Origin of the sequence: Marivita sp. (assembly GCF_048006345.1) — a bacterium.
GTDB lineage: Bacteria > Pseudomonadota > Alphaproteobacteria > Rhodobacterales > Rhodobacteraceae > Marivita.
In genome coordinates, this window is the sequence record NZ_CP180351.1 from 2,267,052 (window position 1) to 2,290,999 (window position 23,948).

At 60.9% G+C, this 23,948-nt stretch carries 23 protein-coding genes and 1 tRNA gene; 22 read left to right on the top strand and 2 right to left on the bottom strand.

The genetic code is table 11. The features are described from left to right. Nucleotides 1-11 precede the first annotated feature (11 nt). The 14 genes from ACMVPR_RS11165 (at nucleotide 12) to ACMVPR_RS11230 (ending at nucleotide 11,831) form a co-directional block, all read left to right on the top strand. Nucleotides 12-1,454 carry a CpaF family protein gene (locus ACMVPR_RS11165; RefSeq protein ID WP_416882942.1) on the top strand — a complete coding sequence of 481 codons (1,443 nt, stop codon included), beginning with the start codon at nucleotides 12-14 and terminating at the stop codon, nucleotides 1,452-1,454. A 2-nt stretch (nucleotides 1,455-1,456) separates the two neighbouring features. Continuing rightward, nucleotides 1,457-2,425: a type II secretion system F family protein gene (locus tag ACMVPR_RS11170; protein WP_292266230.1), complete on the top strand. Its 969-nt coding sequence runs from the start codon at nucleotides 1,457-1,459 to the stop codon at nucleotides 2,423-2,425. 10 nt (nucleotides 2,426-2,435) lie between these two features. After that, nucleotides 2,436-3,422: a type II secretion system F family protein gene (locus ACMVPR_RS11175; protein ID WP_292266228.1), complete on the top strand. Its 987-nt coding sequence runs from the start codon at nucleotides 2,436-2,438 to the stop codon at nucleotides 3,420-3,422. Continuing rightward, nucleotides 3,419-3,979, top strand: coding sequence for a tetratricopeptide repeat protein (locus tag ACMVPR_RS11180; RefSeq protein ID WP_416882943.1), 561 nt, complete (start codon nucleotides 3,419-3,421; stop codon nucleotides 3,977-3,979). The genes ACMVPR_RS11175 and ACMVPR_RS11180 overlap by 4 nt, the downstream gene beginning before the upstream one ends. 27 nt (nucleotides 3,980-4,006) lie before the next feature. Continuing rightward, a complete protein-coding gene (locus ACMVPR_RS11185; RefSeq protein ID WP_300587248.1) occupies nucleotides 4,007-4,867 on the top strand; it encodes a tetratricopeptide repeat protein in 861 nt (286 codons plus the stop codon). A 5-nt stretch (nucleotides 4,868-4,872) separates the two neighbouring features. Beyond that, on the top strand, nucleotides 4,873-5,364 hold the full coding sequence (locus ACMVPR_RS11190) for a prepilin peptidase (protein WP_300587245.1): 492 nt from the start codon (nucleotides 4,873-4,875) through the stop codon (nucleotides 5,362-5,364). A 98-nt stretch (nucleotides 5,365-5,462) separates the two neighbouring features. Further along, entirely contained in the window at nucleotides 5,463-6,767 is a 1,305-nt protein-coding gene (locus ACMVPR_RS11195) for an ATPase (RefSeq protein ID WP_416882944.1), read from the top strand. 146 nt (nucleotides 6,768-6,913) lie between these two features. Further along, nucleotides 6,914-6,990, top strand: a tRNA-Met gene (locus tag ACMVPR_RS11200). 123 nt (nucleotides 6,991-7,113) lie between these two features. Next, a complete protein-coding gene (locus ACMVPR_RS11205; protein ID WP_416882945.1) occupies nucleotides 7,114-8,061 on the top strand; it encodes a DMT family transporter in 948 nt (315 codons plus the stop codon). 138 nt (nucleotides 8,062-8,199) lie between these two features. Continuing rightward, nucleotides 8,200-9,177: a 1,2-phenylacetyl-CoA epoxidase subunit PaaA gene (gene paaA / locus ACMVPR_RS11210; protein WP_416882946.1), complete on the top strand. Its 978-nt coding sequence runs from the start codon at nucleotides 8,200-8,202 to the stop codon at nucleotides 9,175-9,177. A 68-nt stretch (nucleotides 9,178-9,245) separates the two neighbouring features. Continuing rightward, entirely contained in the window at nucleotides 9,246-9,530 is a 285-nt protein-coding gene (paaB, locus tag ACMVPR_RS11215; protein ID WP_292266213.1) for a 1,2-phenylacetyl-CoA epoxidase subunit PaaB, read from the top strand. Further along, a complete protein-coding gene (paaC, locus tag ACMVPR_RS11220; RefSeq protein WP_416882947.1) occupies nucleotides 9,530-10,291 on the top strand; it encodes a 1,2-phenylacetyl-CoA epoxidase subunit PaaC in 762 nt (253 codons plus the stop codon). The genes paaB and paaC overlap by 1 nt, the downstream gene beginning before the upstream one ends. Nucleotide 10,292: 1 nt before the next feature. Continuing rightward, nucleotides 10,293-10,751, top strand: a complete 459-nt coding sequence (gene paaD / locus ACMVPR_RS11225) for a 1,2-phenylacetyl-CoA epoxidase subunit PaaD (protein ID WP_300587233.1) — start codon at nucleotides 10,293-10,295, stop codon at nucleotides 10,749-10,751. Between the two features lie 15 nt (nucleotides 10,752-10,766). Further along, the gene (locus ACMVPR_RS11230; protein WP_416882948.1) at nucleotides 10,767-11,831 is read left to right on the top strand and encodes a 2Fe-2S iron-sulfur cluster-binding protein; all 1,065 of its coding nucleotides are present in this window, start codon (nucleotides 10,767-10,769) and stop codon (nucleotides 11,829-11,831) included. A gap of 3 nt (nucleotides 11,832-11,834) precedes the next feature. Here ACMVPR_RS11230 and paaK read toward each other — a convergent pair whose 3' ends face one another. Together paaK and paaI are read right to left on the bottom strand one after the other, a co-directional pair. Further along, entirely contained in the window at nucleotides 11,835-13,145 is a 1,311-nt protein-coding gene (gene paaK, locus ACMVPR_RS11235; RefSeq protein WP_416882949.1) for a phenylacetate--CoA ligase PaaK, read from the bottom strand. A gap of 16 nt (nucleotides 13,146-13,161) precedes the next feature. Then, on the bottom strand, nucleotides 13,162-13,590 hold the full coding sequence (paaI, locus tag ACMVPR_RS11240; protein ID WP_416882950.1) for a hydroxyphenylacetyl-CoA thioesterase PaaI: 429 nt from the start codon (nucleotides 13,588-13,590) through the stop codon (nucleotides 13,162-13,164). Between the two features lie 64 nt (nucleotides 13,591-13,654). Between paaI and paaZ the strand changes: the two genes are divergently transcribed. The 8 genes from paaZ to ACMVPR_RS11280 all read left to right on the top strand — a co-directional run bounded on the left by paaZ (nucleotide 13,655) and on the right by ACMVPR_RS11280 (nucleotide 23,946). After that, nucleotides 13,655-15,709, top strand: a complete 2,055-nt coding sequence (gene paaZ / locus ACMVPR_RS11245; protein WP_416882951.1) for a phenylacetic acid degradation bifunctional protein PaaZ — start codon at nucleotides 13,655-13,657, stop codon at nucleotides 15,707-15,709. 26 nt (nucleotides 15,710-15,735) lie between these two features. Next, nucleotides 15,736-16,530 (top strand): PaaX family transcriptional regulator C-terminal domain-containing protein, encoded by a 795-nt coding sequence (locus ACMVPR_RS11250; protein WP_416882952.1) that lies wholly within the window; start codon nucleotides 15,736-15,738, stop codon nucleotides 16,528-16,530. Nucleotides 16,531-16,822: 292 nt separating this feature from the next. Beyond that, nucleotides 16,823-18,115: an amidohydrolase family protein gene (locus tag ACMVPR_RS11255; RefSeq protein WP_416882953.1), complete on the top strand. Its 1,293-nt coding sequence runs from the start codon at nucleotides 16,823-16,825 to the stop codon at nucleotides 18,113-18,115. Nucleotides 18,116-18,142: 27 nt separating this feature from the next. Beyond that, a complete protein-coding gene (locus tag ACMVPR_RS11260) occupies nucleotides 18,143-19,126 on the top strand; it encodes a BMP family protein (RefSeq protein WP_416882954.1) in 984 nt (327 codons plus the stop codon). Between the two features lie 6 nt (nucleotides 19,127-19,132). After that, on the top strand, nucleotides 19,133-20,461 hold the full coding sequence (locus ACMVPR_RS11265) for an amidase (protein WP_416882955.1): 1,329 nt from the start codon (nucleotides 19,133-19,135) through the stop codon (nucleotides 20,459-20,461). Beyond that, the gene (locus ACMVPR_RS11270) at nucleotides 20,458-21,975 is read left to right on the top strand and encodes an ABC transporter ATP-binding protein (protein WP_416882956.1); all 1,518 of its coding nucleotides are present in this window, start codon (nucleotides 20,458-20,460) and stop codon (nucleotides 21,973-21,975) included. Before ACMVPR_RS11265 ends, ACMVPR_RS11270 begins: the two co-directional genes overlap by 4 nt. Next, nucleotides 21,965-23,008, top strand: a complete 1,044-nt coding sequence (locus tag ACMVPR_RS11275) for an ABC transporter permease (protein ID WP_416882957.1) — start codon at nucleotides 21,965-21,967, stop codon at nucleotides 23,006-23,008. The genes ACMVPR_RS11270 and ACMVPR_RS11275 overlap by 11 nt, the downstream gene beginning before the upstream one ends. Further along, a complete protein-coding gene (locus tag ACMVPR_RS11280; protein ID WP_292266194.1) occupies nucleotides 23,005-23,946 on the top strand; it encodes an ABC transporter permease in 942 nt (313 codons plus the stop codon). The genes ACMVPR_RS11275 and ACMVPR_RS11280 overlap by 4 nt, the downstream gene beginning before the upstream one ends. The last annotated feature ends 2 nt before the right edge of the window (nucleotides 23,947-23,948 follow it).

A 23,948-nucleotide genomic window follows, 5' to 3' on the forward strand; every position in this document is an offset into this window, starting at 1 on the left:
GGAGAACACGGATGTTTTCGCGTTACAAAAAGTCGGCTGTCGAGGTCGCCCCCGCAGCCAAAGTCGCTGCCAACACGGCCGAAACTCCTGCGAATGCCCCGAGTGCGACCAAGTCGTTGCGCAAGGTGCTGCCGAAAAAGGCTGCCGTTTCTGAATCGGCGGACCGGGACAAGAAACGCAAGGAACGTCTTGGCGAAATCAAGCTTGAACTGCACCGCGCCCTTCTCGACAACCTGAACCTTGCCGCTCTGGATCAGGCGACGGAAAGCCAGCTCAAGGAAGAAATTGGCGCGATCACCAACGAAAGCCTTCAGGAAAAGGGCATGGTGCTCAACCGCGAAGAGCGGATCGCCCTCAACCAGGAGCTTTATGACGAAGTGAAGGGGCTTGGGCCCCTTGAAACGCTTCTCAAGGACGAGACCGTCAGCGATATTCTCGTCAATGGTCCACACCAGATCTTCGTCGAACGCAGCGGTAAACTGCAACTCAGCGATGTGACGTTCAAAGATGAAAAGCACCTGATGCGGATCATCGACAAGATCGTGTCCGCCGTTGGTCGCCGCGTCGATGAATCGAACCCTTACGTGGACGCCCGTTTGCAGGACGGATCGCGTTTCAACGCAATGGTGCCACCGATTGCAGTCGACGGATCGCTGGTCTCGATCCGTAAGTTCAAAACCGACAAGCTGAGCATCGACGATCTGGTCGCCTTCGGGGCCTTCACCGAAGAAATGGCCGTCTACCTTCAGGCCGCCGTGGCGACACGTCTGAACATCATCGTGTCGGGCGGTACGGGTTCCGGTAAGACGACGACGCTCAACGCGCTGTCTTCCTTCATTGACGACAGCGAACGCATCCTGACGATCGAGGATACGGCGGAACTTCAGCTGCAGCAGACCCATGTGGGCCGGATGGAAAGCCGTCCACCCAACGTTGAAGGCAAAGGTGCGGTCACCCCGCGCGACTGTCTCAAGAACGCACTGCGTATGCGCCCCGACCGGATCATCGTCGGCGAAACGCGCGGCGAGGAAGTGATCGACATGTTGCAGGCCATGAACACCGGCCACGACGGATCGATGACGACGATCCACGCCAACTCTGCCCGCGACGGTGTCAGCCGTCTGGAGAACATGATTGCCATGGCCGGGATCGAGATGCCGCTGAAAGCGATGCGTTCGCAGATCTCTTCGGCTGTGAACCTGATTGTACAGGCCTCGCGTCTGCAGGACGGCTCGCGTCGCATGACCTCGATCACAGAGATCACCGGGATGGAAGGCGAAGTGATTTCCATGCAGGAAATCTTCCGTTTCCAGCGGGTCGGCCTGACCCCGGAAAACAAGATCATCGGCCATTTCACGGCGACAGGCGTGCGGTCCAACTATGCCGAACGCTTCAAGATGTGGGGCTACGACCTGCCCCCGTCGATCTATGAACCCTTCAACGGGAACCACTGACCATGACACTTAGCGCAGAACCGATCGTCTACGGCCTGATCTTCATTGCCGTCCTCGTTCTTGTGGAGGGCGTCTATCTTGTCGCTTTCGGCAAATCGATCAGTCTCAACAAACGGGTCAACCGACGTCTTGAGATGCTCGACAAGGGCACCAAGCGTGACGAAGTGCTGGCAAAGCTCCGCAAGGAGATGGACCAGCACATGCAGTCACGCGGGCTTCCGCTGTATTCGATCCTTGCGGACCGGGCGCAGAAGGCCGCCATTGCCTTCACGCCCAAGCAGTTGATCATGGTGATGATCGGCGTCAGCATTGTCGCTTTCGCCGGTTTGACCGTGGGCACAGAGGCCGGTCTTGCGGTACGTGTCGTCATGGGATTGGCGATGGGTGTCGGCGGTGTGTTCTTCTGGATCAACAGCAAAGCCAAGAAACGCATCAGCCTGATCGAAGAACAGTTGCCCGACGCGGTAGAACTGATGGTGCGCTCTCTGCGGGTGGGTCACCCGTTTTCTTCGGCGATTTCGATCGTGTCCAAGGAAATCAAGGACCCGCTGGCAACCGAGTTCGGTCTGATTGCAGACGAGTCGAGCTACGGCCGTGACATCGGCGAAGCGTTGAAAGCCATGGCGGAACGTCTTGATATGCAGGATTTGCGCTTCCTTGCGGTTGCCGTTTCGATCCAGCAGCAGTCAGGCGGTAACCTGGCCGAGATCCTCGAAGGTCTGGCCAAGGTGATCCGCGCCCGTTTCCGCCTTTTCCGCCGGGTGAAAGCCATCACCGCCGAGGCGCAATGGTCCGGCAAGTTCCTGTCCGGTTTCCCTGTCGGCGCACTGATCGTCATTCAGTTGACCGACCCCAACTACTACGACGAGGTGATCGACCACCCGTGGTTCATCCCGGCATGTTTCGTTGTCGGCGCCTTCCTTGTGGCCAACCTGATCGTCATGCGTGCGCTCGTGAATATCAAAGTCTGAGGACCGGAACATGCAAGCCTTCAACCAATTCGCCGTCAACATGTTTGGGCCCGCCGGTCCGATGATCCTCATCGCCGGTCTGGGTATACTGCTGTTGATCCTCGCGATTCCGATGTTCTTCATGTCGCGCTCCAACCCGATGGACCGCCTGAACAACCAATCGTCGGGCCGTCAACAGGTCGACGCGGCCACACGCGCCGTTCTGCGGGACAAGCAGAAGAACCAGAAGCTCAACAAATACGCCCAGTTCCTCGAACCGCAGGACGCGAAAGAGCTGTCCGACGTTCGGATGAAGCTGTTGCAGGCGGGCTACCGGACCAAGGACGCCGTTCAGCTTTACTATTTCTCGCAGTTTGTGCTGGGGATCGGTGGCCTGATCGTTGGCGTCGCGTATTTCTACCTGATCCTTGATCCGTCCAACGCGACCACGCAGCAGACGGTGATGTATACGCTCGGGCCGGGTGCCGCCGGATACATGTTCCCGAAATACTGGATCACCAGCCGGGTTCAGAAGCGTCAGGAAGAGATTGAAAGCGGTTTTCCCGACAGTCTCGACATGATGCTGGTCTGCGTCGAAGCGGGTCAATCGATGGATCAGGCCATCGTGCGCGTCAGCAAGGAGTTGCGCGCCTCCTATCCCAGCCTTGCCGATGAATTCGAACTGGTCAGCCACGAGATGAAGGCGGGCAAGGACAAAACGACCGTTCTCAATGACATGGGCGAGCGCTGCGGCGTGCAGGACGTGATGTCCTTCGTGACCGTTCTCAACCAAAGCCAAAGCTTCGGTACTCCGATTTCCGATGCTCTCCGGGTCTATGCGGCAGAAATGCGCGACAAACGCGTCATGCGTGCCGAAGAAAAGGCTAACAAGTTGCCAACCAAAATGACATTGACCACAATGATGCTGACGGTGCCGCCGCTGTTGATCATCCTCGTGGGTCCTTCGGTCGTCGGCATTCAGCAGCTCGGAAGTCTCGGGAGCTCGATGGGGCAATGACTTTAGCGCGGGTTTGGCCCGCACTCTTTCTGATCGGATTGGCCGCCTGTACACCGGGCGGCTTTTCCACGTCTGACGATGCGGTCTTTGCGCCCAGTGTCGATCCAAGAGGCGCGGTCGTTGATCAGCTGACTGTAGGGCACCGGCTTATGGCGGCGGGGGAATACGAGCTTGCGCTGAGCTCGTTCAGCCTTGCGGCAGCCGAACAGGGCCTGACCCCCGAAGTGCTTTTGTCACTGGGATCGGCCAACCTTGCTCTGGGCCGGCTCAACCAGGCGGAAGATCTGCTCAGGCGGGCAACGAAAGATGCCCCCGAAAGCCCCGATACCTGGAACAATCTGGGTGTTGTCCTGATCGAAAAGAACGAAACAGCCGAGGCCGCACAGGTGTTTCGCAGGGCATTTGCGCTCGATAATGGCGAAAGTGTTGCAATTCGGGATAATCTGCGCTTGGCTCTCGCAAAATTGGAAAATTCGCAGTATGATGCGGAAATAGAACAAGAATACAAACTTGTGCGGCGCGGCAGCAGTGACTTTCTAATCCGCCCGACACAGTAATGAGGCAGAGCAGTAAAGGACGCAAAAATGCGCCATCCCTTTATCGTGACCCTATGTGTAACAGGGGCATTCGCGCTTTCCGGGTGCGAGCAAGGCATTGATACCGAAGCGGTCGACCGTGAATTTCAGGGCGTGAACGTCATTGACGGCACCAACCTGAACGAAGTCATGCTGTCGGTGTCCGATCCGAACGAAGCGGTGGCCTATTTCCAACGCGCCAGCAGCGCCGAGCCGGACCGCATCGACCTTGCGCGGGGTCTGGCCCTCTCCCTGATCCGCGCCAAACGGCATACCGAAGGTGTTGCCGCATGGGCACGGGTTGTGGACAACGACGCATCAACCAATGATGACCGGGTCGAACTGGCCGACGCCCTGATCCGCAACAACGAATGGGATCGCGCTGAAACAGTGCTGAATGCCATTCCCCCGACCCACGAAACCTTCAAACGGTACCGGCTCGAGGCGATGATCGCCGACAGCAAACAACAGTGGGACAAGGCCGACAGTTTCTACGAAATCGCCGTAGGCCTGACCACCACACCGGCCACCGTGATGAACAATTGGGGGTTCTCCAAGCTGACCCGCGGAGATTACTCGGGCGCGGAGCGGCTTTTCACAGAAGCGATCCGCAACGACGACTCGCTCTTTACCGCAAAGAACAATCTCGTTCTGGCGCGGGGCGCACAGGGCAACTACGTGCTGCCGGTGGTTCCCATGACCCAGATCGAACGGGCCGAACTGTTGCACACGATGGGCCTTGCTGCCGTAAAGCGGGGCGACGTGGTGACCGGACAGGGTCTGATGCGCGAAGCGATCGACACCCATCCGCAGCATTTCGAAGCGGCAGCCCGCAGCCTGAAAGCGCTTGAATCCAATGTCGTGAACTAATCCGCATGGATATCTCGGCGTTCTCGGCTCTGGTGTTTTTGCCTCTTGTGCTGCCTTTGTGTGTCTATGTGACCTTCTCGGACATGCGCGACATGCGAATTCCGAACGTGATTGTCGTGATGCTGTTCGTGGTCTACGCGGTGGTCGGCCTGATCGCCCTGCCCTTCGACGCGTATCTATGGCGCTACGTGCATCTGATTGTCGTGCTCGTAGCGGGAATCGCCCTGAATGCGGGCGGTGCGATGGGGGCTGGCGACGCCAAATTCGCCGCCGCCGCCGCCCCCTTCATTCATGTTGGTGATCTGCGGCTGCTCATGGCGCTTTTCGCGGCGAACATCCTTGCCGCCTTTCTGGCCCACCGCATCGCCAAGTACACCGCCCTACGGAACTTTGCGCCCCATTGGAAAAGCTGGACGAACCCCAAGTTCCCCATGGGCATGGCCCTTGGAGGAACGCTGGCGCTCTATCTGGGTTTCGGAGCGTGGTTCGGCAGGTAACCTGCCAAGAACCTGTCCAGCCCCAGCCCTTCTGTTGCCACATTGGCCTGCCACGGTCAGCCAGAGACAATTCTGGCTGAATCGATCCGGGGCTATCAATGAACATGCAGACCAGCGCCGTCATGGCGCCTCCTCCGCCCAAGCGCATGGAAGACATGAAGCTGCAGCCTGTCATGATGCGTGACATCCTGCTGAAAACGATGTTCCGCAAGAACGTGTCGACGGCGACCGCTGTGGCGCAAAGCGTCTGTCTTCCGGTGCCGATCACGCAGGAGCTTATTGATCTGGCACGCGGCCAGTTGCTTCTTGAGGCCACCGGCACGCTGAACGCGAACAACGGCTCTGAAATGGGGTATCAGCTCACCGACGCGGGCAAAGCCCGCGCGTTGGACGCCTTGGCACAGTCCGAATATTACGGCGCGATGCCGGTGCCGCTGGCGGTTTATTCCGAACAGGTCAAGCGCCAGTCGATCCGCAACATCCATATCTCGCGCCAGCAATTGACCGACGCGATGGGACATCTGATCCTGCCGCCGGACCTGCTTGGCAATCTTGGCCCTGCCGTCGGCGCAGGCCGGTCGATCCTGATGTATGGACCGCCGGGGAACGGGAAATCCTCGATCTCGAACGGCATCCGCGACGCGATGGGTGACAAGATTTATGTCCCCCACGCGATCGAATATGCCGGTCAGGTGATCACGGTCTATGACCCGATCGTCCACAGCGCGGCGGAAAACGCGGGCGCGTCCACCGGGCTTCGCCTGACCAATCGCTTCGACACACGCTACGTGCTCTGCGCGCGTCCCACGGTGATCACCGGGGGTGAACTGTCGCTCGACATGCTCGACCTCGTCTACAACCCGACCGCGCGCACCTATCAGGCGCCGCTGCAGCTCAAATCCACCGGCGGCATCTTCATCGTCGATGACCTTGGCCGTCAGGCAGAACCGCCACAGAAACTGGTGAACCGCTGGATCGTTCCGCTGGAAGAAGCGCGCGACATCCTTGCCCTCCAGTCCGGTGAAAAATTCGAAGTCCCGTTCGACACGCTGGTGATCTTCTCGACCAACTTCCATCCGAACGAAATCTTCGATCAGGCCGCCCTGCGCCGGATCTTCTTCAAGATCAAGATCGACGGGCCGGACCAGCAGAACTTCCTCAAGATCTTCTCAATGGTGGCGAAGAAAAAGAAGATGGCACTGTGTGAAAAGTCACTGATCCATCTTCTCAAGAACAAGTACCCGACGATCAAGAACGTCTACGCGAACTATCAGCCGGTCTTCCTGATCGACCAGATGATCGCGGTCTGCGATTTCGAAGGCTGGCCGTACAAGATGACACCGGAACTGATTGATCGTGCATGGGCCAACATGTTCGTGAAAGACGAAAAGATCGTCAAATAAGCGCAACGGTCCGATTTCCAGTCGACTGGAAATCGCGGACCCGTCCACGCGTCCGCATCCCGGATCAGCCACAGGTGACGCCACGCAAAAAACGCAAGATTAGCCCTTGACGCCACGCCGCACCGCTCGTACTCACGCGGCGGTCCGGCGCGGTAGCTCAGTTGGTTAGAGCGAACGACTCATAATCGTTAGGTCGGGGGTTCGAGTCCCCCCCACGCCACCATTTCCCTCTCAGAGACTTTGATCTGAACCTGCGGACGGCACCTTGCGCATGTTGGCCTTTCTGCACGAACAAGCGTCGGAAAAAGAACAGACGATCCCTGTCGTGCCCGTTTAGTCCAGACGCATGACCCAGATATCTCCCATAACAGTGTCCACTGACCGCATCCTTGCAGGGGTTGCCCTGATGCTCGGCTTTTGCATCACAGCCCCCCTTCTGGACGTGGCCGCCAAATTGGCCTCCAGCAGCGTTCCCGTTGGTCAAATCACGACGGCACGGTTTGTCATCCAATGTGTGCTGATGGCCCCTGTGGTCTGGCTTATGGGACTGTCCTTGCGCGTTGCGCGCGGGCTGTGGCTGGCATTGGTGATCCGCTCGGGCCTGTTATTCATCTCAACATTCTGTTTCATAGCGGCGATCCGCGTGATGCCCTTGGCCGACGCGCTGGCGATCGTCTTTGTCGCCCCGTTCATCGTCTTGCTCGTGGGCAAGTTCTACTTTGGCGAAGATGTCGGCCCGCGCCGCGTCGGTGCCGCATTGGTCGGCTTTGTGGGTGTGCTGTTCGTCATCCAGCCCAGCTTTTCGGCTTTTGGCGCGGTGGCCCTGTTCCCGCTGGGGACAGCCGTTGGGTTTGCCTTCTACATCCTTGTGACCCGCGGTTTGTCACGGCAGGTGCACCCGGTAAGCCTGCAATTCTACACTGGCCTGATTGCAAGTGTGCTGTGCCTGCCCATCCTGATCATGGCCCAAGGCAGCGGCTCTGTCCTTCTTGACCCGGTCTGGCCGGAGGGGATCGCCTGGACCTGGCTCTTCGGTGTCGGCTTCTTTGCCACGGTCAGCCACATGATGATGACCTATGCCTTGTCGCTGGCACCTTCTGCGACCCTTGCCCCGCTGCAATATCTGGAACTTCCGGTGGCGACATTGCTCGGATACCTGGTCTTCGGGGATTTCCCGAACACGCTGACCCTGACAGGCATCGCCATCATCATTGGCGCAGGGCTCTACATGATCCACCGCGAACGCGTCACGGCGCGACAGTTGGTCACCGAGCGCGCGGCGCCACCGATCTGAAACCCAATGCGTTACCGAATAGCGCGCAAATAGAGATACACGTAACATTTCATTTGCGGAACCGTCGCTTGCGACGTATGATCGCTCGCAACCTGATCAACTGATTCAGGCGTTGGCTCTTTCAAGAAGGTCCGCAGCATGTACGCACAGATGGTCAAATCCGAAGCAACGCAGGATGACCCCGAAAAGCTCGCTGCGTTTCAGGCACGCATCGACGCCGGCGACAAGATCGAGCCGAAGGATTGGATGCCCGAAGGGTATCGCAAGACCCTGATCCGCCAGATCGGCCAGCACGCCCATTCCGAGATCGTCGGCCAATTGCCCGAGGGCAACTGGATCACCCGTGCGCCGACGCTGGAACGCAAGGCGATCCTTCTGGCCAAGGTGCAGGACGAAGCGGGGCATGGCCTCTACCTCTACTGCGCTGCCGAAACGCTGGGGGTCAGCCGGGACGAACTGACCGAGATGCTGCTCGATGGCCGCATGAAATACAGCTCCATCTTCAACTACCCGACGCTCACATGGGCGGACATGGGCGCGGTCGGCTGGCTGGTTGATGGGGCGGCGATCATGAACCAGGTGCCGCTCCAGCGCACATCCTACGGCCCCTACTCCCGCGCGATGATCCGCATCTGCAAGGAAGAGTCGTTCCACCAGCGGCAGGGCTATCACATCATGATGAAGATGGCCCAAGGCACGCCTGCGCAGAAAAAGATGGCGCAGGATGCGCTCAATCGCTTCTGGTATCCATCGCTGATGATGTTCGGCCCGTCCGACAAGGACTCCGTACATTCCGCACAGTCGATGGCGTGGAAGATCAAGATGAACACCAACGACGAGCTGCGTCAGAAGTTCGTCGATCAGACCGTGCCGCAGGCCAAACACCTTGGTCTGACCGTGCCGGACAACACCCTGTGCTGGAACGACGAAAAGGGCGGATATGATTTCGCCGAACCGGACTGGTCCGAGTTCTTCGACGTGATCCAGGGCAATGGGCCTTGCAACACAGAACGCCTCGCGGCGCGGAATAAGGCGTGGGACGACGGCGCCTGGGTGCGCGAAGGGTTGATGGCGCATGCGGCCAAGAAACGCGCGGCAAAGCTGGCCGCGGAATAGCTCATCGGCCCTGACGGGCATCTTCGCGAGGCGAGCCAGAAGGCTCGATGAGCAGTCGGAGGACAGACATGAAACACGAATGGCCCCTCTGGGAAGTTTTCATCCGCGGGCAACATGGACTCAACCACCGTCATGTCGGCAGCCTGCATGCGCCTGATGCCGAAATGGCGCTCAAGAACGCGCGGGATGTCTACACCCGCCGCAATGAAGGTGTGAGCATCTGGGTTGTCGAAGCGGCACATATCACCGCCTCCTCTCCCTCGGACAAAGGGCCGCTTTACGAGCCGTCAGAGAGCAAGGTCTACCGCCATCCGACCTTCTTCGACATTCCCGACGAAGCGGGTCACATGTGATGACCGACCAGACCGCCCTGTTCGAATTCCTCCTGCGGCTGGGGGACAACACGCTGGTGCTCGGCCACCGGGTCAGCGAATGGTGCGGCCACGCGCCGGTGCTGGAGGAAGACATCGCGCTCGCCAATATCGCGCTGGACCTGATCGGCCAGACGCAGATGTGGCTGGGCCTTGCTGGAGAGGTCGAAGGCGCCGGGCGCTCTGCCGATGATCTCGCGATGCTCCGCGATGTCTGGGATTTCCGCAACCTGCTGCTGGTCGAACAGCCCAATGGCGACTTCGGTCAGACCCTGATGCGGCAATGCCTTTTTGACGCGTTCCATGTCGAACTGCTCACCGATCTGACCCACACCTCTGACGACCGCATCGCGGCCATTGCCGCCAAAGCGCTGAAGGAGGTGACTTATCACCTTGACCGCTCATCCGAGACCGTGATCGGCCTTGGCGACGGGACCGAGGAAAGCCATCGCCGCATGCAGACAGCGCTCGACCTGCTCTGGCCCTATGTCGGTGAGATGTTCACAGCCGACACCGTTGACGATGCCATGCACACCGCCGGGATCGGCCCCGACCTGACCGCGCTGCGCAGCCGCTTCGACACGCGGATCAACGCCATTCTCACCGAAGCGACACTGACCAAACCCGACAGCGCCTTTGCCCAGTCGGGCGGCAAGACCGGGTTCCGCCATACAGAACATCTGGGCCACATGCTGACCCAGATGCAGTGGCTCCAACGCGCCTATCCCGGTGCGACCTGGTGACATGACACCCGACCTGCCCACCATCTGGGACTGGCTCGATCAGGTGCCGGACCCCGAAATCCCGGTGATCTCGGTTGTCGATCTCGGTATCGTGCGGGACGTGGCATGGCAGGGCGACACGCTCGAAGTGGCTGTGACCCCGACCTATTCAGGCTGCCCTGCCACATCGGTGATCGCGATGGATATCGAAACCGCTCTGTACGATCGGGGTATCCGAAACGTACGGATCAAGACCCAGATCGCCCCACCCTGGACGACCGACTGGCTGTCGGACAAGGGCCGCGCCAAGCTTGCTGACTACGGGATTGCGCCCCCCTCGCCCGCCGGTGGCCCCGACACCTGCCCGCGCTGCGGCGGCACCCATCTCACCCGGATCAGCCAGTTCGGCTCCACCCCGTGCAAGGCGCATTGGCGGTGTGACGACTGTCTTGAACCGTTCGACTATTTCAAATGTATCTGACCGTAAGGCCCTGATATGGCGCGCTTCTTCCCCCTGACCGTCACCAATGTCGACCGCACCACCCGCGAGGCCGTCGCCGTAACCCTTGAGGCCCGCGACGGTGGGGATTTCTCGTTCACGCAAGGCCAATATCTGACCTTCAAACGCGACTTCGACGGCACCGAGCTGCGGCGCTCCTACTCCATCTGTTCTGGCGTCAATGAAGGTGTGCTGCGGGTGGGCATCAAGAAAGTCACCGACGGTGCTTTCTCGCGCTGGGTCAACGAAGACCTGAAACCCGGCATGACCATCGACGCGATGGAACCGATGGGCAAATTCCACACCCCTATCGAGCCTGACAAGTCCAAAACCTACCTCGCGTTTGCGGGCGGTTCTGGGATCACCCCCGTTCTATCAATCCTGAAAACCGTACTGGCGGCAGAGCCAAAATCGCAGGTGACGCTGGTCTATGCCAACCGCAGCGTCAGCACGATCATGTTCCGGGAAGAGCTGGAAGACCTCAAGAATCCAAATATGAGGCGCTTGAACATCATCCACATTCTTGAAACCGACGCGCAGGATATTGACCTGTTCCAGGGTCGTGTCGATGGCGAAAAATGCGCGGCACTGTTCGAGCATTGGATCGACATCAAAAGCGTCGATACCGCGTTCATTTGCGGACCGGAGCCGATGATGAAAGCCATTGCACAGGCGCTTGGCGACCACGGGTTGAGCAAGGATCAGATCAAGTTCGAGCTTTTTGCCAGCGCCCAGACCGGGCGGCTGGAACGGCGTACCAAAGCCGCCGATGGAGCGGCCACGGACGCGATTGCGGCCAGTATCACGCTGGATGGCATGACGCGCAGTTTCGAGATGGGCCGCGACATGACGATCCTCGAAGCGGCGCTCGACAATGCGCTGGACGCGCCCCATGCCTGCCGCGCTGGAGTGTGTTCGACCTGCAAGTGCAAGGTGCTCGAAGGCGAAGTGGACATGGTCGCCAACCATGCGCTCGAGGATTACGAGGTTGCTGCGGGCTACGTACTGTCCTGTCAGTCCTACCCGATCACCAAGCGCGTTGTGGTCGACTACGACCAGTAACCGTCATACCGGGTTGCGCTTGTCCACGACGCGCACGGCCTTGCCCTGAGACCGCGCCACCGATCCCGGATCACCCACTTCGACCTCGGTCGAGATGCCGATGTGATCCTTGATCCGCTTGACCAGCATTCGCGCCGCGGCAGTACGTGACAACTCGTCCGCGGCGTCCGGCGTGGCCTCCACCAGAACCCGCATCGCGTCCATCCGGCCTGCGGTGTAAAGCTCGATCTGGAAATACGGGGCCAGCCCGCCGGTCGCCATGACCTCTTCCTCGATCTGGGTTGGAAACACGTTCACGCCACGGAGGATCATCATGTCGTCGCTGCGGCCCGTCACCTTTTCCATCCGCCGCATCGACCGCGCGGTGCCCGGTAAAAGCCGCGTCAGATCGCGGGTGCGGTAGCGGATGACGGGCATGCCTTCCTTGGTGATCGTGGTGAACACCAACTCACCCTTTTCACCATCGGGCAACACCTCACCGGTCTCGGGGTTGATGATCTCGGGGTAGAAGTGATCTTCCCAGATGTGCAACCCGTCCTTGGTTTCCACACATTCGTTGGCAACCCCCGGCCCGATCACCTCGGACAGGCCGTAAATGTCGACCGCGTGCATGTCGAAGGCCTGTTCGATCTCTTGCCGCATGGCGTTGGTCCAGGGTTCGGCACCGAAGACACCAACCTCTAACGACGTCTTGCGCGGATCAAGCCCCGCCTTGTGGAACGCCTCAAGAATGTTGAGGATGTAGGACGGTGTGACCATTATGCCCTTGGGCTGAAAATCGGTGATCAGGCCGACCTGCTTTTCGGTCTGCCCTCCACCCATCGGCACCACCGTCCCGCCCAACTTTTCCACCCCGTAATGCGCGCCAAGCCCGCCGGTGAAGAGGCCATAACCATAGGCCACATGCACCATGTCACCCGCCCGCAGACCAGAGGCCCGCAGTGACCGCGCAACCACGCTGGCCCACATGTCGATGTCGTTCTTCGTGTAGCCGACAACCGTCGGCTTGCCGGTGGTGCCAGAGGACGCATGAATCCGTGCGATCTGTTCGCGCGGTACGGCGAAAAGACCAAACGGATAGTTGTCCCGCAGGTCGGATTTCAAAGTGAACGGAAACTTCGCCAGATCGGACAAGTCCAACAGATCATCAGGATGGACCCCCGCCGCATCGAACTTGGCGCGGTACATCGGCACATTGTCATAGGCATGCCGCAGCGACCAACGCAGACGGTCCAGTTGAAGCGCACGGATCTCGTCAATGGATGCGGTTTCGATCGGGTCGAGATCACCCGGTTTTGGTGACAAATCTTTCATGTGCCCAGCGCCTCCCCTACGCTTCGTCGAACACCGTGCCCTTGATCGACCGCGACAGTCCGCGGAACTCGGCAATCAGCACCCCGGCCTGATTGGTCACCTGCACATCGGTGATGCCGCTGCGCCCGGTCAGTGAAATCTCGGTTGCTGTGGCGCGCAGGCGATCCCCCAACCGGCCCGAGGCGATGTAGGTGATCGAATTGTGCTGCGCGACGGTGACCTGATTGCGGCTGTTGCAGGCAAAGGCAAAGGCGCTGTCGGCCAGAGTGAAGATCACCCCGCCATGGCACATGCCGTGCCCATTGCAATGGTGTTTCTTGACGGTCAGTTCCATGACCGCTTCGCCTTCTGCGATCTGGACCAATTCCATCCCCACCCATTGCGAGGCATGGTCCTGAAGCCACATTTTCTGTGCCGATTTTTGGGCGCGTTCGTCTGGTGTCATGGACGCGACGCTTGCATGAAGTTCGCGCACGGTCAAATAGTTAGACAGGGAAAAGGGGATCGCGATGACAGTTCAGGAAGTGAAGAGTTTCGTTGCGGGCGCTTGGCTGGACCCCGATAGCAGCGCGCGGGACATCCGCGATGCCGTGACCGGCGACGTGATCGCGCGTGCGGGCCGTGCGCAGGTCGATGCTGGGGCGATGATCGGCCATGCTCTGACCGTCGGCGCACCCGCTCTACGGGCCATGACGTTCCATGATCGCGCCCGGATGCTCAAGGCGCTGGCGCTTTATCTGCAAGAGCACAGGCAGGTTCTCTATGATCTCAGCTTTTCGACCGGGGCCACGCAGAAGGACAACCTGATCGACGTGGATGGCGGGATCGGGACAATGCTTGTCATTGCCTCAAAGGGACGGCGCGAGATGCCGGATGGGCATGTCTATCTGGACGGCGGGATCGAGCAATTGTCGCGCAAGGGCAGCTTTGTCGGGCAGCATGTCTGCACCCCGTTGCAGGGTGTTGCGGTGCATATCAACGCGTTCAACTTCCCGGTCTGGGGCATGCTGGAAAAGCTGGCCCCGACCCTCTTGGCCGGTGTCCCGGCGATCGTGAAACCGGCGACGACAACCTGTTACGTGACCGAAGCCTGCGTGCGGTTGATGCTGGAAAGCGGAATTTTACCAAATGGTACACTTCAGCTTGTGACCGGCGGTTTGGGCGATCTTCTGGATAACCTCGGCCCGCAAGATGTGGTCAGCTTCACCGGCTCCGCCGACACAGCATACACCCTGCGCAGCGCGCCGAACCTGCTGCGCAACTCGGTGCGGTTTGTGGCGGAACAGGACAGCCTGAATGCCTCGATCCTTGGGCCGGATGCTCTGCCCGGCACGCCGGAGTTCGATCTTTTCGTCAAGGAAGTCCACCGCGAGATGACCACCAAGGCGGGGCAGAAATGCACCGCCATCCGCCGGATCATCGCGCCCAAGGCGCAGGTCGATGCGGTGATTGCCGCTGTATCCGAACGTCTGCGGGGCACGGTGATCGGAGACCCGCGCGATCCGGCCACCCGCATGGGCGCGCTGGTGTCAGACGGTCAGCGGCGCGACGTGCTGGAGAAATGTGCAACGCTTGCGACAGAGGCGGAACGGGTGTTCGGCGATCCCGATGCGTTGGAGGTGCTCGGGGCAGATGCCCAGAAAGGCGCGTTCCTGCCGCCAATGCTTTATCATTGCGCGGACCCCGATGCGGCAAGTCATGTACATGACACCGAAGCCTTCGGCCCGGTGGCGACCGTCATGGGTTATCGCGATCTGTCCCATGCGATTGCGCTTGCGAACCGGGGGCAAGGCAGCCTTGTGGCTTCGGTCATCACCCATGACCCCGAGGTCGCCCGCGAGGTGGTGATGGGTGCGGGCGCGTATCACGGGCGGCTCTATTTCAACAACCGCGACAGCATGGCCGAGGCGACCGGGCATGGATCGCCCCTGCCCCATATGGTCCACGGCGGGCCGGGCCGTGCGGGTGGTGGCGAGGAACTGGGCGGTGTGCGCGGGGTGCTGCACTATATGCAACGGACCGCCGTGCAGGGCAGCCCGGACATCCTCAAAGCCGTAACGGGCGAATGGGTGCCGGGGGCCACCACCCCGCAGGGTCCGGCGCATCCGTTCCGACGCAGCTTTGACGAGGTGCAGATCGGGGAAACGCTGCACACGGGCGAGCGCGAAGTGACGATGGAGGACATCGAACACTTCGCCACCTTCACCGGTGACACGTTCTATGCCCACATGGACGAGGACGCAGCCAAGCGAAACCCGTTCTTCCCCGGTCGGGTGGCACATGGTTATCTGCTTCTGAGCTTTGCCGCTGGTCTTTTCGTCGATCCGGACGAAGGCCCGGTGCTGGCCAATACCGGTCTCGACAATCTACGCTTTCAGAAACCGGTGAGCGCCGGGGACCGGATCAAGGTGCAACTGACGGTCAAGAAGAAGACAAAGCGTACAGATGATTACGGCGAGGTGCGGTGGCATGTCATTCTGCGCAATCAGGACGACGCAGTTGTTGCAGAATATGAACTGCTCACGATGAACGCATATTCTTCTACGCCTGACAGCTTGGCCTGAGGCCGCGCGCGGCGTATCGGTTGGCAATGACAGACGCCGATTTCGCCCAACTCGTGACCCGCGCACTGGGATCCTGCACCCCACGGGTGTGGTCGCTTCTGGTAACCATGTTCGGCGATTTGGCGCTGGCCCCGCAAGCGCGGCTGAGTGGTGCGACAGTAAACGCGATTACGGCTGCGATCGGAATCAAGCCCGAAGCGACGCGGGTTGCTCTGCACCGTCTGCGGAAAGAAGACTGGATCGAAAGCCATCGCAGCGGGCGGCAAAGCCGCTATGAGCTGACCAAGATGGGACGGGCCGAAACCAAAGCGGCCTGGCCACGGGTGTATGGACCTGCGCCATCAGACGTGACCGCCTATCTGGTTTTGAACGACCCCACCTCGCAAAGTGACGTGCTGTCCGACCGAAGCACCGGAGCCTCGGTACAGATAGGCCCGAAAGCGATGGTCACGGTCGACACACCGCGTTCGGAGCATCAACTGGCTCTGGCAATTGGGGCGACAGACCATGTGCCGCAATGGATGTCTGACAAGCTCTGCCCAACCGAGGTGCAAACCGCGTCAAGAGACTTGGCGCTCCGCTTAACGCACCTGTCCGAAAGTGGTGAACTTGATCAGATGACCCTATTGCAGCGCACAGCCTTGCGTGTGGTCGTCGTCCACGAATGGCGGCGATTGATCCTGCGGGTGCCCGACTTGCCCGAGCACCTTTTTTCCGACGCATGGCACGGCGCGGCCTGCCGGACCTTGTTTCTGGACCTGTTGTCCCGGCTGCCTGCACCGGACATGGCAAGTCTGGAACAAGAGATCGAGTGCGACTGATCCCCCTGAGTCTTCCCTGTCCGTGATCCGCGTTGAACGACGCCTCTTGCAGCAAAAACTTGGCATCTGGACTGGCCGTCATAGACGAAAATTGCGTTCGCTTGTCCTGCCGTTTCATCGCCAAGGCGAGTGACCTGAACATAGATGCCTAAGTTATCATCACTTTTTGCGATGATCGCACGCGCTATGCGGGAATTTGGTCGATCCCGCTTTCCGTCCGCCAAGTTTTTATAAACGCTTTGGAAAATGCCGCACCGCGCGTATCGTGTGCGGGAACGACCTGGTGGGGATTATGTTTGATCTGCTGATCAAAGAGGCAGTTTTGCCTGACGGGCGAAGCCCGGTGAACATTGCGATCAAGGACGGCCGCATTGCCGCGATTGGTCAGAACGTGCAGGGCGATGCGGCCGAGGTGATCGACGCTGGTGGCCAGCTTGTCTCGCCGCCATTCGTCGATCCGCATTTCCACATGGACGCCACACTGAGCCTTGGCCTGCCGCGATTGAACCAGTCGGGCACCCTGCTGGAAGGCATCGCGCTTTGGGGCGAATTGAAACCGATGCTGACGGTCGAGGCGGTGGTCGAGCGGGCGTTGCGATACTGCGATCTGGCCGTTGCACAGGGGCTTTTGTCGATCAGAACCCATGTCGATGTAAGTACGGCTCCGCTGACGGGGGTCGAAGCGCTGCTTGAGGTCCGCAAGACCGTGGCCCCCTATATCGACCTGCAACTCGTGGCCTTTCCGCAGGACGGATTGTTCCGCGCCGAAGGGGCCGAGGAAAACCTGCTGCGCGCGCTCGACATGGGTGTTGATGTGGTGGGCGGCATTCCGCATTTCGAGCGCACAATGGAAGATGGCGCGCGGTCGGTGAAGCGCCTGTGCGAGATCGCAGCAGATCGCGGGCTGCCCGTAGACCTGCATTGCGACGAAAGCGATGATCCGATGTCGCGCCATGTGGAGACGCTGGCGGCGGAAACCACGCGTCTGGGTCTGGGTGGGCGCGTTGTCGCGAGCCACGTGACCGCGATGCATTCCTATGACAACTACTACGCGTCCAAGCTGATCCCGCTGATCGCGGAATCGGGCATGCATGTGGTGCCCAATCCGCTGATCAACATCACCCTACAGGGGCGGTCCGACACCTATCCGCGCCGCCGGGGTCTGACTCGAGTTCAGGAACTGCGCGCGGCCGGGGTGAACGTGGCCTTCGGGCAGGATTGCACGATGGACCCGTGGTATCCGCTGGGCTCTGCCGACATGCTGGAAGTCGCACACATGGGGGTGCATGCCGTGCCCATGACCTCGCGCGAGGCGATGGCCTGGGCGTTCCATTCGGTCACGATGGGCGGTGCGGCGGCGATGGGCCTGCCCGACCCCACCCTGCGCGAAGGCGGTCCCGCGAATATGGTCCTTCTGCAGGCCCGCGACCCGATCGAGGCGGTGCGCCTCAAGGCGACGCGTCTGGCGGTGATCCGTGGCGGCAAGGTTCTGTCGCGCACCGCACCACGCATTGCACAGCTTTCACTGGCGGGCCGTCCCGCCAGCGTGAACCCGGCGGAGTATGCCCCGCCGCAAAACACATAAACCAAACCCAACACAGAGGATGCTGCCATGACCCTGAACACGACCCGTCGAAGCCTGCTTGTCGGCGCTGCCGCCACATTGGCCCTGCCCGCCTACATCCGTCGCGTGAATGCGCAAACGGTCATCAAGGTGGCGGGCGTCCATGCCTCGCCGGTTGAGAACGCGTGGAACAGCCGCATACACCTAGCGATGCAGCAGGCTGCCGAAGCCGGGCTGATCGAGTACGAATTTTCTGAAGGCGTTGCAGCCACAGACTATCCCCGCGCGATGCGGGAATACGCGGAAAGCGGTGTGCAACTGGTCTGGGGTGAATCCTATGCCGTGGAACGGGAAGCGCGTGAGGTGGCAGCAGACTATGCCGACACGGCGTTCCTGATGGGGTCATCCGGTGGACCCGAGGGCGACAACTTTGGCGTCTTCGGGACACGCAACCACGAAGCGGCGTATCTGGCCGGGATGCTTGCGGGCAAGATGTCGGAAAGCAATGTCTTCGGTTCCGTCGGCGGCTACCCGATCCCCGAGGTCAACCTGCTGATCAATGCGTTCCGGATGGGCGTGAAAGAGGTCAACGCCGACGCCACCTTCCTCAACGGGTTCATCGGCGCATGGTTTGATCCCGCGCGCGCTCAGGAAGCGGCGATTGCGCAGATCGACTCCGGGGCCGACATTCTCTTTGGTGAACGCATCGGCACTGCGGATGCGGCACAGGCCAAAGGCGTCAAGGCGATCGGATCTCTTATCGACTACACCCCGCGCTACCCGGAAACCGTGTTCGCCAACGCGATCTGGAACTATGGCCCGACGATTGAGGCGATTGTGGCCGACATCACAGCGGGCAGCCCGGTGGGTCGCGACTACACCGAATACTCGTTCATGTCCTATGGCGGCAACGAGTTGATCTATGTGGACAGCATGGTGCCCGCCGATGCGATCCCCGCGATGGAAGCGAAACGCGCTGCCATCCAGGCGGGCGAGTTCGAGGTGCCAATCGACGCGAACGAGCCTGCCTGATCGTCCGTGACGGACGCGACGGCCCTCGCCGCCGCCATTGCAGCCGGGCGGATCACCGCCCGTGACGCGATGGCGGCGAGCCTCGCCCGCGCCCGGGACGTCCCGGGCGCGATTTCTCTCATGCTTTCGGATGACGAGGCTCTGGCATTGGCCGACTCTGCCGCGCCAGGCCCCTTTTGCGGTGTGCCGTTCCTTGGCAAGGATTTGGGCGCTGTTGTGCGCGGTTTGAAGCAAAGCGCGGGCAGCGCCGCCATTGCCAGCCGCGTCGAAGCGCCCTTGCGAGACAGCGCCTTGTTCGCCCTGTTCCGCGAGGCAGGCTTGGTGCCGTTTGGCCTGACGGCCGTGCCCGAGGTCGGGCTGGCCTTGTCCACCGAACCCGAGGGACGTCCACCCGCGACAAATCCGTTCGACGCAACCCGAACGCCGGGGGGATCCTCCGGCGGCGCGGCGGCTGCCGTTGCCAGCGGGATCGTCGCCATCGCGCATGCAACCGATGCGGCGGGGTCGATCCGCGTGCCTGCCGCCTGTTGCGGGTTGTGGGGGCTGAAGCCATCGCGCGGCGTTTCGCCCATGGGGCCAGACTACAACAACTGGCTGATGGGCATCGCGTCAGAACTGGTACTGGCGCGGTCGCTGCGGGATGTGAAAACCGCATTGAATCGCGTCGCCACGACCCATGGGCGCATGACACCACTTTTTGCCGTGGTCCTTCCGGACACGTGCGACGAGACGCAGATCAACGCGACTCTAGCAGCGGCTAAGGTGTTGGAGGCAGCGGGTTACATTATTCAAGATGGTCCACCATCGTCGTCTGACAAATACCTGTCCCGGCCCATGTCGCTGATCCGTATGATCCTGGCCGCTGCCTTGCACGAAGGCTTGACCGCCACGGGTGTGCCAGACGAAGAACTCCCACCGCTGTTGCGTGCCGCACGCGCCGAGGGCGCCGCTTTGACAGGGACCGATCTGTTCGCCGCTTCGCGGGACATCATGCAGATGAGCGACATCATTCTCGAATTTTTCGATGACGCCGACGCGATCCTGATGCCTGTCTTGTCCGGCCCCCCGCCCAAGCTGGGGGCGTTTCCAATGGATCATGCTGATCTAGATGCGCATTTTCTGAAGATGGAGGCGATGGCGCCCAATGCGGCTTGGGCCAATGTTGCTGGCCTGCCCGCGCTGGCCTTTCCTGCCGGGTTTGAGAACGGTCTGCCCGTTGGCGCGCAGCTTATCGGACGCCCCAACAGCGACACCGCCCTTTTGGAATTCGCGCAGCCTTTGGCGCACATAATCGACATTCCCTTCCCGCACCCCATCGCCGGACTACCGAAATGACAGCCGTTCTTGAACTTTCGAACATCACCAAGCGGTTTGGCGCGTTGACGGCGAATGAGAACGTATCGCTGTCACTGGCCCAAGGAGAAATCCTGGCCCTTCTGGGCGAGAACGGTGCGGGCAAGACGACGCTGATGAATATCCTTTTCGGGCATTACAACGCCGACGAGGGCGAAGTGCGGGTCTTCGGTGAAACCCTGCCCCCCGGCAAACCGCGCGCGGCGATTGCCGCGGGCGTCGGGATGGTGCACCAGCACTTCACCTTGGCAGGCAACCTGACCGTTCTGGAAAACGTGATGCTTGGGTCGGAACCGTTGGGTCGTCTGCGGTCTGACCGGGCGTCCGCACGCAGGAAACTCATGGCGATTTCAGAGCGGTTCGGCCTGCCTGTCGATCCTGACAGCAAGGTGTCGCGCCTGTCGGTTGGCGAACGGCAGCGGATCGAGATCCTCAAGGCACTCTACCGCGATGCGCGTATCCTGATCCTCGATGAACCCACCGCCGTTCTGGCGCGGCCCGAGGCGGAACGGTTGTTCGAGACCTTGCGCGGCATGACAAAGGACGGGCTGTCGCTGATCTTCATCAGCCACAAACTGCACGAGGTGATGGCCGCATCGGATCGCGTGGCGGTGTTGCGTGGCGGCAAGATGGTCGCAGAACGCAAAACGGCTGAAACGTCGCCGGCTGAACTGGCGGAACTCATGGTGGGCCGCAAAGTCGAACGCCCGGTTCGAGAGGATCAGAAGATCGGTGCGCCTGTGCTGGTCGCCGATCGGATCACCGTGACCGACGACGATGAGACCAAGCTGGACGACGTGTCCTTCACCGTACATGCGGGCGAGATTCTTGGCATCGTTGGCGTGTCGGGCAACGGGCAAGGCGCACTGGGGTCGCTGCTGTCCGGTTTGATGCATCCGAGCCAGGGCAGTCTGACCCTGAACGGTGTCGATGCCGGACATCTTGGTCCGCGCGGACTTATCGAGGCCGGCGCGGCACGGGTGCCAGAGGATCGCCATGCCGAGGGCGCGGTCGGTGAAATGACGGTTTGGGAAAACGCGGTGTTGGAGCGGTTGCGCGCTCCGGAATTCTCCAAATCCGGTTTTGTTCGCCAATCCGCCGCGCGCGCGCACGCTGCCGACCTGATCAAGCGGTTCGACGTGCGAGGGGCGCGCCCGGACACGCGCATCCGACTGCTGTCAGGCGGGAACATGCAAAAGCTGATCCTTGGACGCTGCCTTGCCATCGGGCCGAAATTCCTGCTGGCCAATCAACCGACACGCGGATTGGACGAAGGTGCCATTGCCGCCGTGCATGCGGAATTGCTGGCGGCACGGGCCGAAGGGGCGGCGATCCTGCTGATCTCGGAAGAATTGGAAGAGGCGGTGCAACTCTCTGACCGCATTCAGGCCATTGTCAAAGGGCGGTTGTCCCAACCTGTCATGGCAGCTGACGTGGAGTCCCAGAAGCTGGGCCTAATGATGGCCGGGGTTTGGGAGGACAGCAATGCGGATTGAGCGACGTGAAAGCGTGCCCTTGGCGCTGGTCGCCACTGCGCCTTTGGTCGCGATTTTTGCGGCGCTGGTGCTGGCGGCGGGCCTGATCGGTGCGGCGGGCGTCAACCCGCTGACCGCCTATGCCGAGATGCTGCGCGGTGCCTTGGGATCGCGCCTGTCGATCACCGAGATGCTGACCCGTGCCACACCCTTGATCCTGACCGGGCTTGCCGCTGCGGTCGCGTTTCGCGCACGACTTTGGAACATTGGCGGTGAGGGGCAGTTCTATGTCGGGGCACTGACCACCGCGTGGATTGGCCATTCGCTTGGCTTGCCCGGCCCGATTGGGATTGCCGTGTTGATGGTCTGCGGCATGGCTGCCGGAGCACTCTTGCTCGCCGGACCAGCCTTCCTGCGATTGCGGTTCGGGGTCGATGAGGTGGTCACGACGCTGTTGCTCAACTTCATCGTGATCCTGTTTGTCGGGCTGATGATCGAAGGCCCACTGCGCGACCCGCTAGCCTTTGGCTGGCCGCAATCGGTGCCTGTGGATGGCGACTACCGTTTGCCCGATCTGGTCCCCCGCACGCGGTTGCATATCGGCCTGCTGATCGCGATCGCCGCCGCCGGGGTGATCTGGCTGGTCCTGACCCGCACCGTGTTCGGGGTTGAAACCCGTGCGGCAGGTCTGAATGCCCGGGCAGCAGCGTTTGCCGGTATCTCCCTTCCCCGCACGATCATGGGCGTTGCACTTGTGTCGGGCGCACTGGCCGGGCTTGCAGGGGCGGTCGAGGTGATGGGTGTTACGGGCGGCGTGACCACCACCATGTCACCCGGCTTTGGATACGCCGGGATCGTGGTTGCCATGCTGGCGGCACTTCATCCTGCGGGCGTGGTGGCGGCGGCGATCTTTGTGGCGACCGTGTTTGTCGGTGCCGATGCCATGAGCCGTGCGACAGGCGTTCCCAGCTTTATCGCGGACGTGATCGTCGCCTTGTCGCTGCTGACCATGTTGGTCGCGCTATTGTTCACAACCTACAGGCTGCGCCCATGATCGAAGCACTGGAGATCCTCACCAATACCAGCCTCTGGGCGGCCGTCCTGCGGATCGCGACTCCGTTGATCTTTGGCGTGTTGGGCGCGCTCTTGTGTGAACGTGCGGGTGTGCTGAACCTCGGGATCGAGGGGATCATGACGATGGGCGCGATGGCCGGGTGGCTGACCGTGTATATGGGCGGCGACCTCTGGATGGGGTTGGTGATCGCAGCGGCAAGCGGGGGCTTGATGGGGCTCTTGCATGCCGGGCTGACGGTGCCTTTGGGCCTGTCGCAGCACGTGTCCGGATTGGGCATCACGTTGTTTGCTTCGGCACTCGCCTATTACCTCTATCGCCTGATCGTTCAGGTCGGAGAGACACCGCCCACCATCGAACCGTTCAGGCCCTTGGATATTCCGGTCCTGTCAGACATTCCTGTTCTTGGCCCGATCCTGTTCACCCAAACTGCACCGACCTACCTTGCCCTGATCTCGGTCGCGGTGCTGGCCTATGTTCTGACGCGCACACCTTTGGGCTTGGCGATCCGCATGACCGGAGAAAACCCTCATGCAGTCGAGGCGCAGGGCTTGAACCCGAACGCGCTGCGCATCGGGGCGATTGTCGCGGGTTCTGCGCTGATGGGACTTGGGGGCGCCTTCTTGACCACGGCGGCGTTCAATTCCTTCTTCCCCGAAATGGTGCAGGGGCGCGGCTGGATTTGCATCGCGCTGGTGGTGTTCGCGTCATGGCGTCCGGGCAAGGCATTGATAGGCGCGCTGCTATTCGCGTTCTTCGACGCCTACCAGTTGCGCCTTCAAACGGTGGTCGAAGGGGTGCCCTACCAGTTGTTCCTGATGGCGCCCTATGTGCTGTCCATCGTCGCGCTGATCCTTGTCGCACGCCGGGCCGAGGTGCCGGAGGCGCTGATGGCGCCCTACCGGCGTGGTGAACGCTAGGG

What these genes read in the sequence shown, in the direction of transcription:
- ACMVPR_RS11165 (WP_416882942.1), top strand. Translation starts at nt 12, where the DNA reads ATGTTTTCGCGTTACAAAAAGTCGGCTGTCGAGGTCGCCCCCGCAGCC.
- ACMVPR_RS11170 (WP_292266230.1), top strand. Translation starts at nt 1,457, where the DNA reads ATGACACTTAGCGCAGAACCGATCGTCTACGGCCTGATCTTCATTGCC.
- ACMVPR_RS11175 (WP_292266228.1), top strand. Translation starts at nt 2,436, where the DNA reads ATGCAAGCCTTCAACCAATTCGCCGTCAACATGTTTGGGCCCGCCGGT.
- ACMVPR_RS11180 (WP_416882943.1), top strand. Translation starts at nt 3,419, where the DNA reads ATGACTTTAGCGCGGGTTTGGCCCGCACTCTTTCTGATCGGATTGGCC.
- ACMVPR_RS11185 (WP_300587248.1), top strand. Translation starts at nt 4,007, where the DNA reads ATGCGCCATCCCTTTATCGTGACCCTATGTGTAACAGGGGCATTCGCG.
- ACMVPR_RS11190 (WP_300587245.1), top strand. Translation starts at nt 4,873, where the DNA reads ATGGATATCTCGGCGTTCTCGGCTCTGGTGTTTTTGCCTCTTGTGCTG.
- ACMVPR_RS11195 (WP_416882944.1), top strand. Translation starts at nt 5,463, where the DNA reads ATGAACATGCAGACCAGCGCCGTCATGGCGCCTCCTCCGCCCAAGCGC.
- ACMVPR_RS11205 (WP_416882945.1), top strand. Translation starts at nt 7,114, where the DNA reads ATGACCCAGATATCTCCCATAACAGTGTCCACTGACCGCATCCTTGCA.
- paaA (WP_416882946.1), top strand. Translation starts at nt 8,200, where the DNA reads ATGTACGCACAGATGGTCAAATCCGAAGCAACGCAGGATGACCCCGAA.
- paaB (WP_292266213.1), top strand. Translation starts at nt 9,246, where the DNA reads ATGAAACACGAATGGCCCCTCTGGGAAGTTTTCATCCGCGGGCAACAT.
- paaC (WP_416882947.1), top strand. Translation starts at nt 9,530, where the DNA reads ATGACCGACCAGACCGCCCTGTTCGAATTCCTCCTGCGGCTGGGGGAC.
- paaD (WP_300587233.1), top strand. Translation starts at nt 10,293, where the DNA reads ATGACACCCGACCTGCCCACCATCTGGGACTGGCTCGATCAGGTGCCG.
- ACMVPR_RS11230 (WP_416882948.1), top strand. Translation starts at nt 10,767, where the DNA reads ATGGCGCGCTTCTTCCCCCTGACCGTCACCAATGTCGACCGCACCACC.
- paaK (WP_416882949.1), bottom strand. Translation starts at nt 13,145, where the DNA reads ATGAAAGATTTGTCACCAAAACCGGGTGATCTCGACCCGATCGAAACC.
- paaI (WP_416882950.1), bottom strand. Translation starts at nt 13,590, where the DNA reads ATGACACCAGACGAACGCGCCCAAAAATCGGCACAGAAAATGTGGCTT.
- paaZ (WP_416882951.1), top strand. Translation starts at nt 13,655, where the DNA reads ATGACAGTTCAGGAAGTGAAGAGTTTCGTTGCGGGCGCTTGGCTGGAC.
- ACMVPR_RS11250 (WP_416882952.1), top strand. Translation starts at nt 15,736, where the DNA reads ATGACAGACGCCGATTTCGCCCAACTCGTGACCCGCGCACTGGGATCC.
- ACMVPR_RS11255 (WP_416882953.1), top strand. Translation starts at nt 16,823, where the DNA reads ATGTTTGATCTGCTGATCAAAGAGGCAGTTTTGCCTGACGGGCGAAGC.
- ACMVPR_RS11260 (WP_416882954.1), top strand. Translation starts at nt 18,143, where the DNA reads ATGACCCTGAACACGACCCGTCGAAGCCTGCTTGTCGGCGCTGCCGCC.
- ACMVPR_RS11270 (WP_416882956.1), top strand. Translation starts at nt 20,458, where the DNA reads ATGACAGCCGTTCTTGAACTTTCGAACATCACCAAGCGGTTTGGCGCG.
- ACMVPR_RS11275 (WP_416882957.1), top strand. Translation starts at nt 21,965, where the DNA reads ATGCGGATTGAGCGACGTGAAAGCGTGCCCTTGGCGCTGGTCGCCACT.
- ACMVPR_RS11280 (WP_292266194.1), top strand. Translation starts at nt 23,005, where the DNA reads ATGATCGAAGCACTGGAGATCCTCACCAATACCAGCCTCTGGGCGGCC.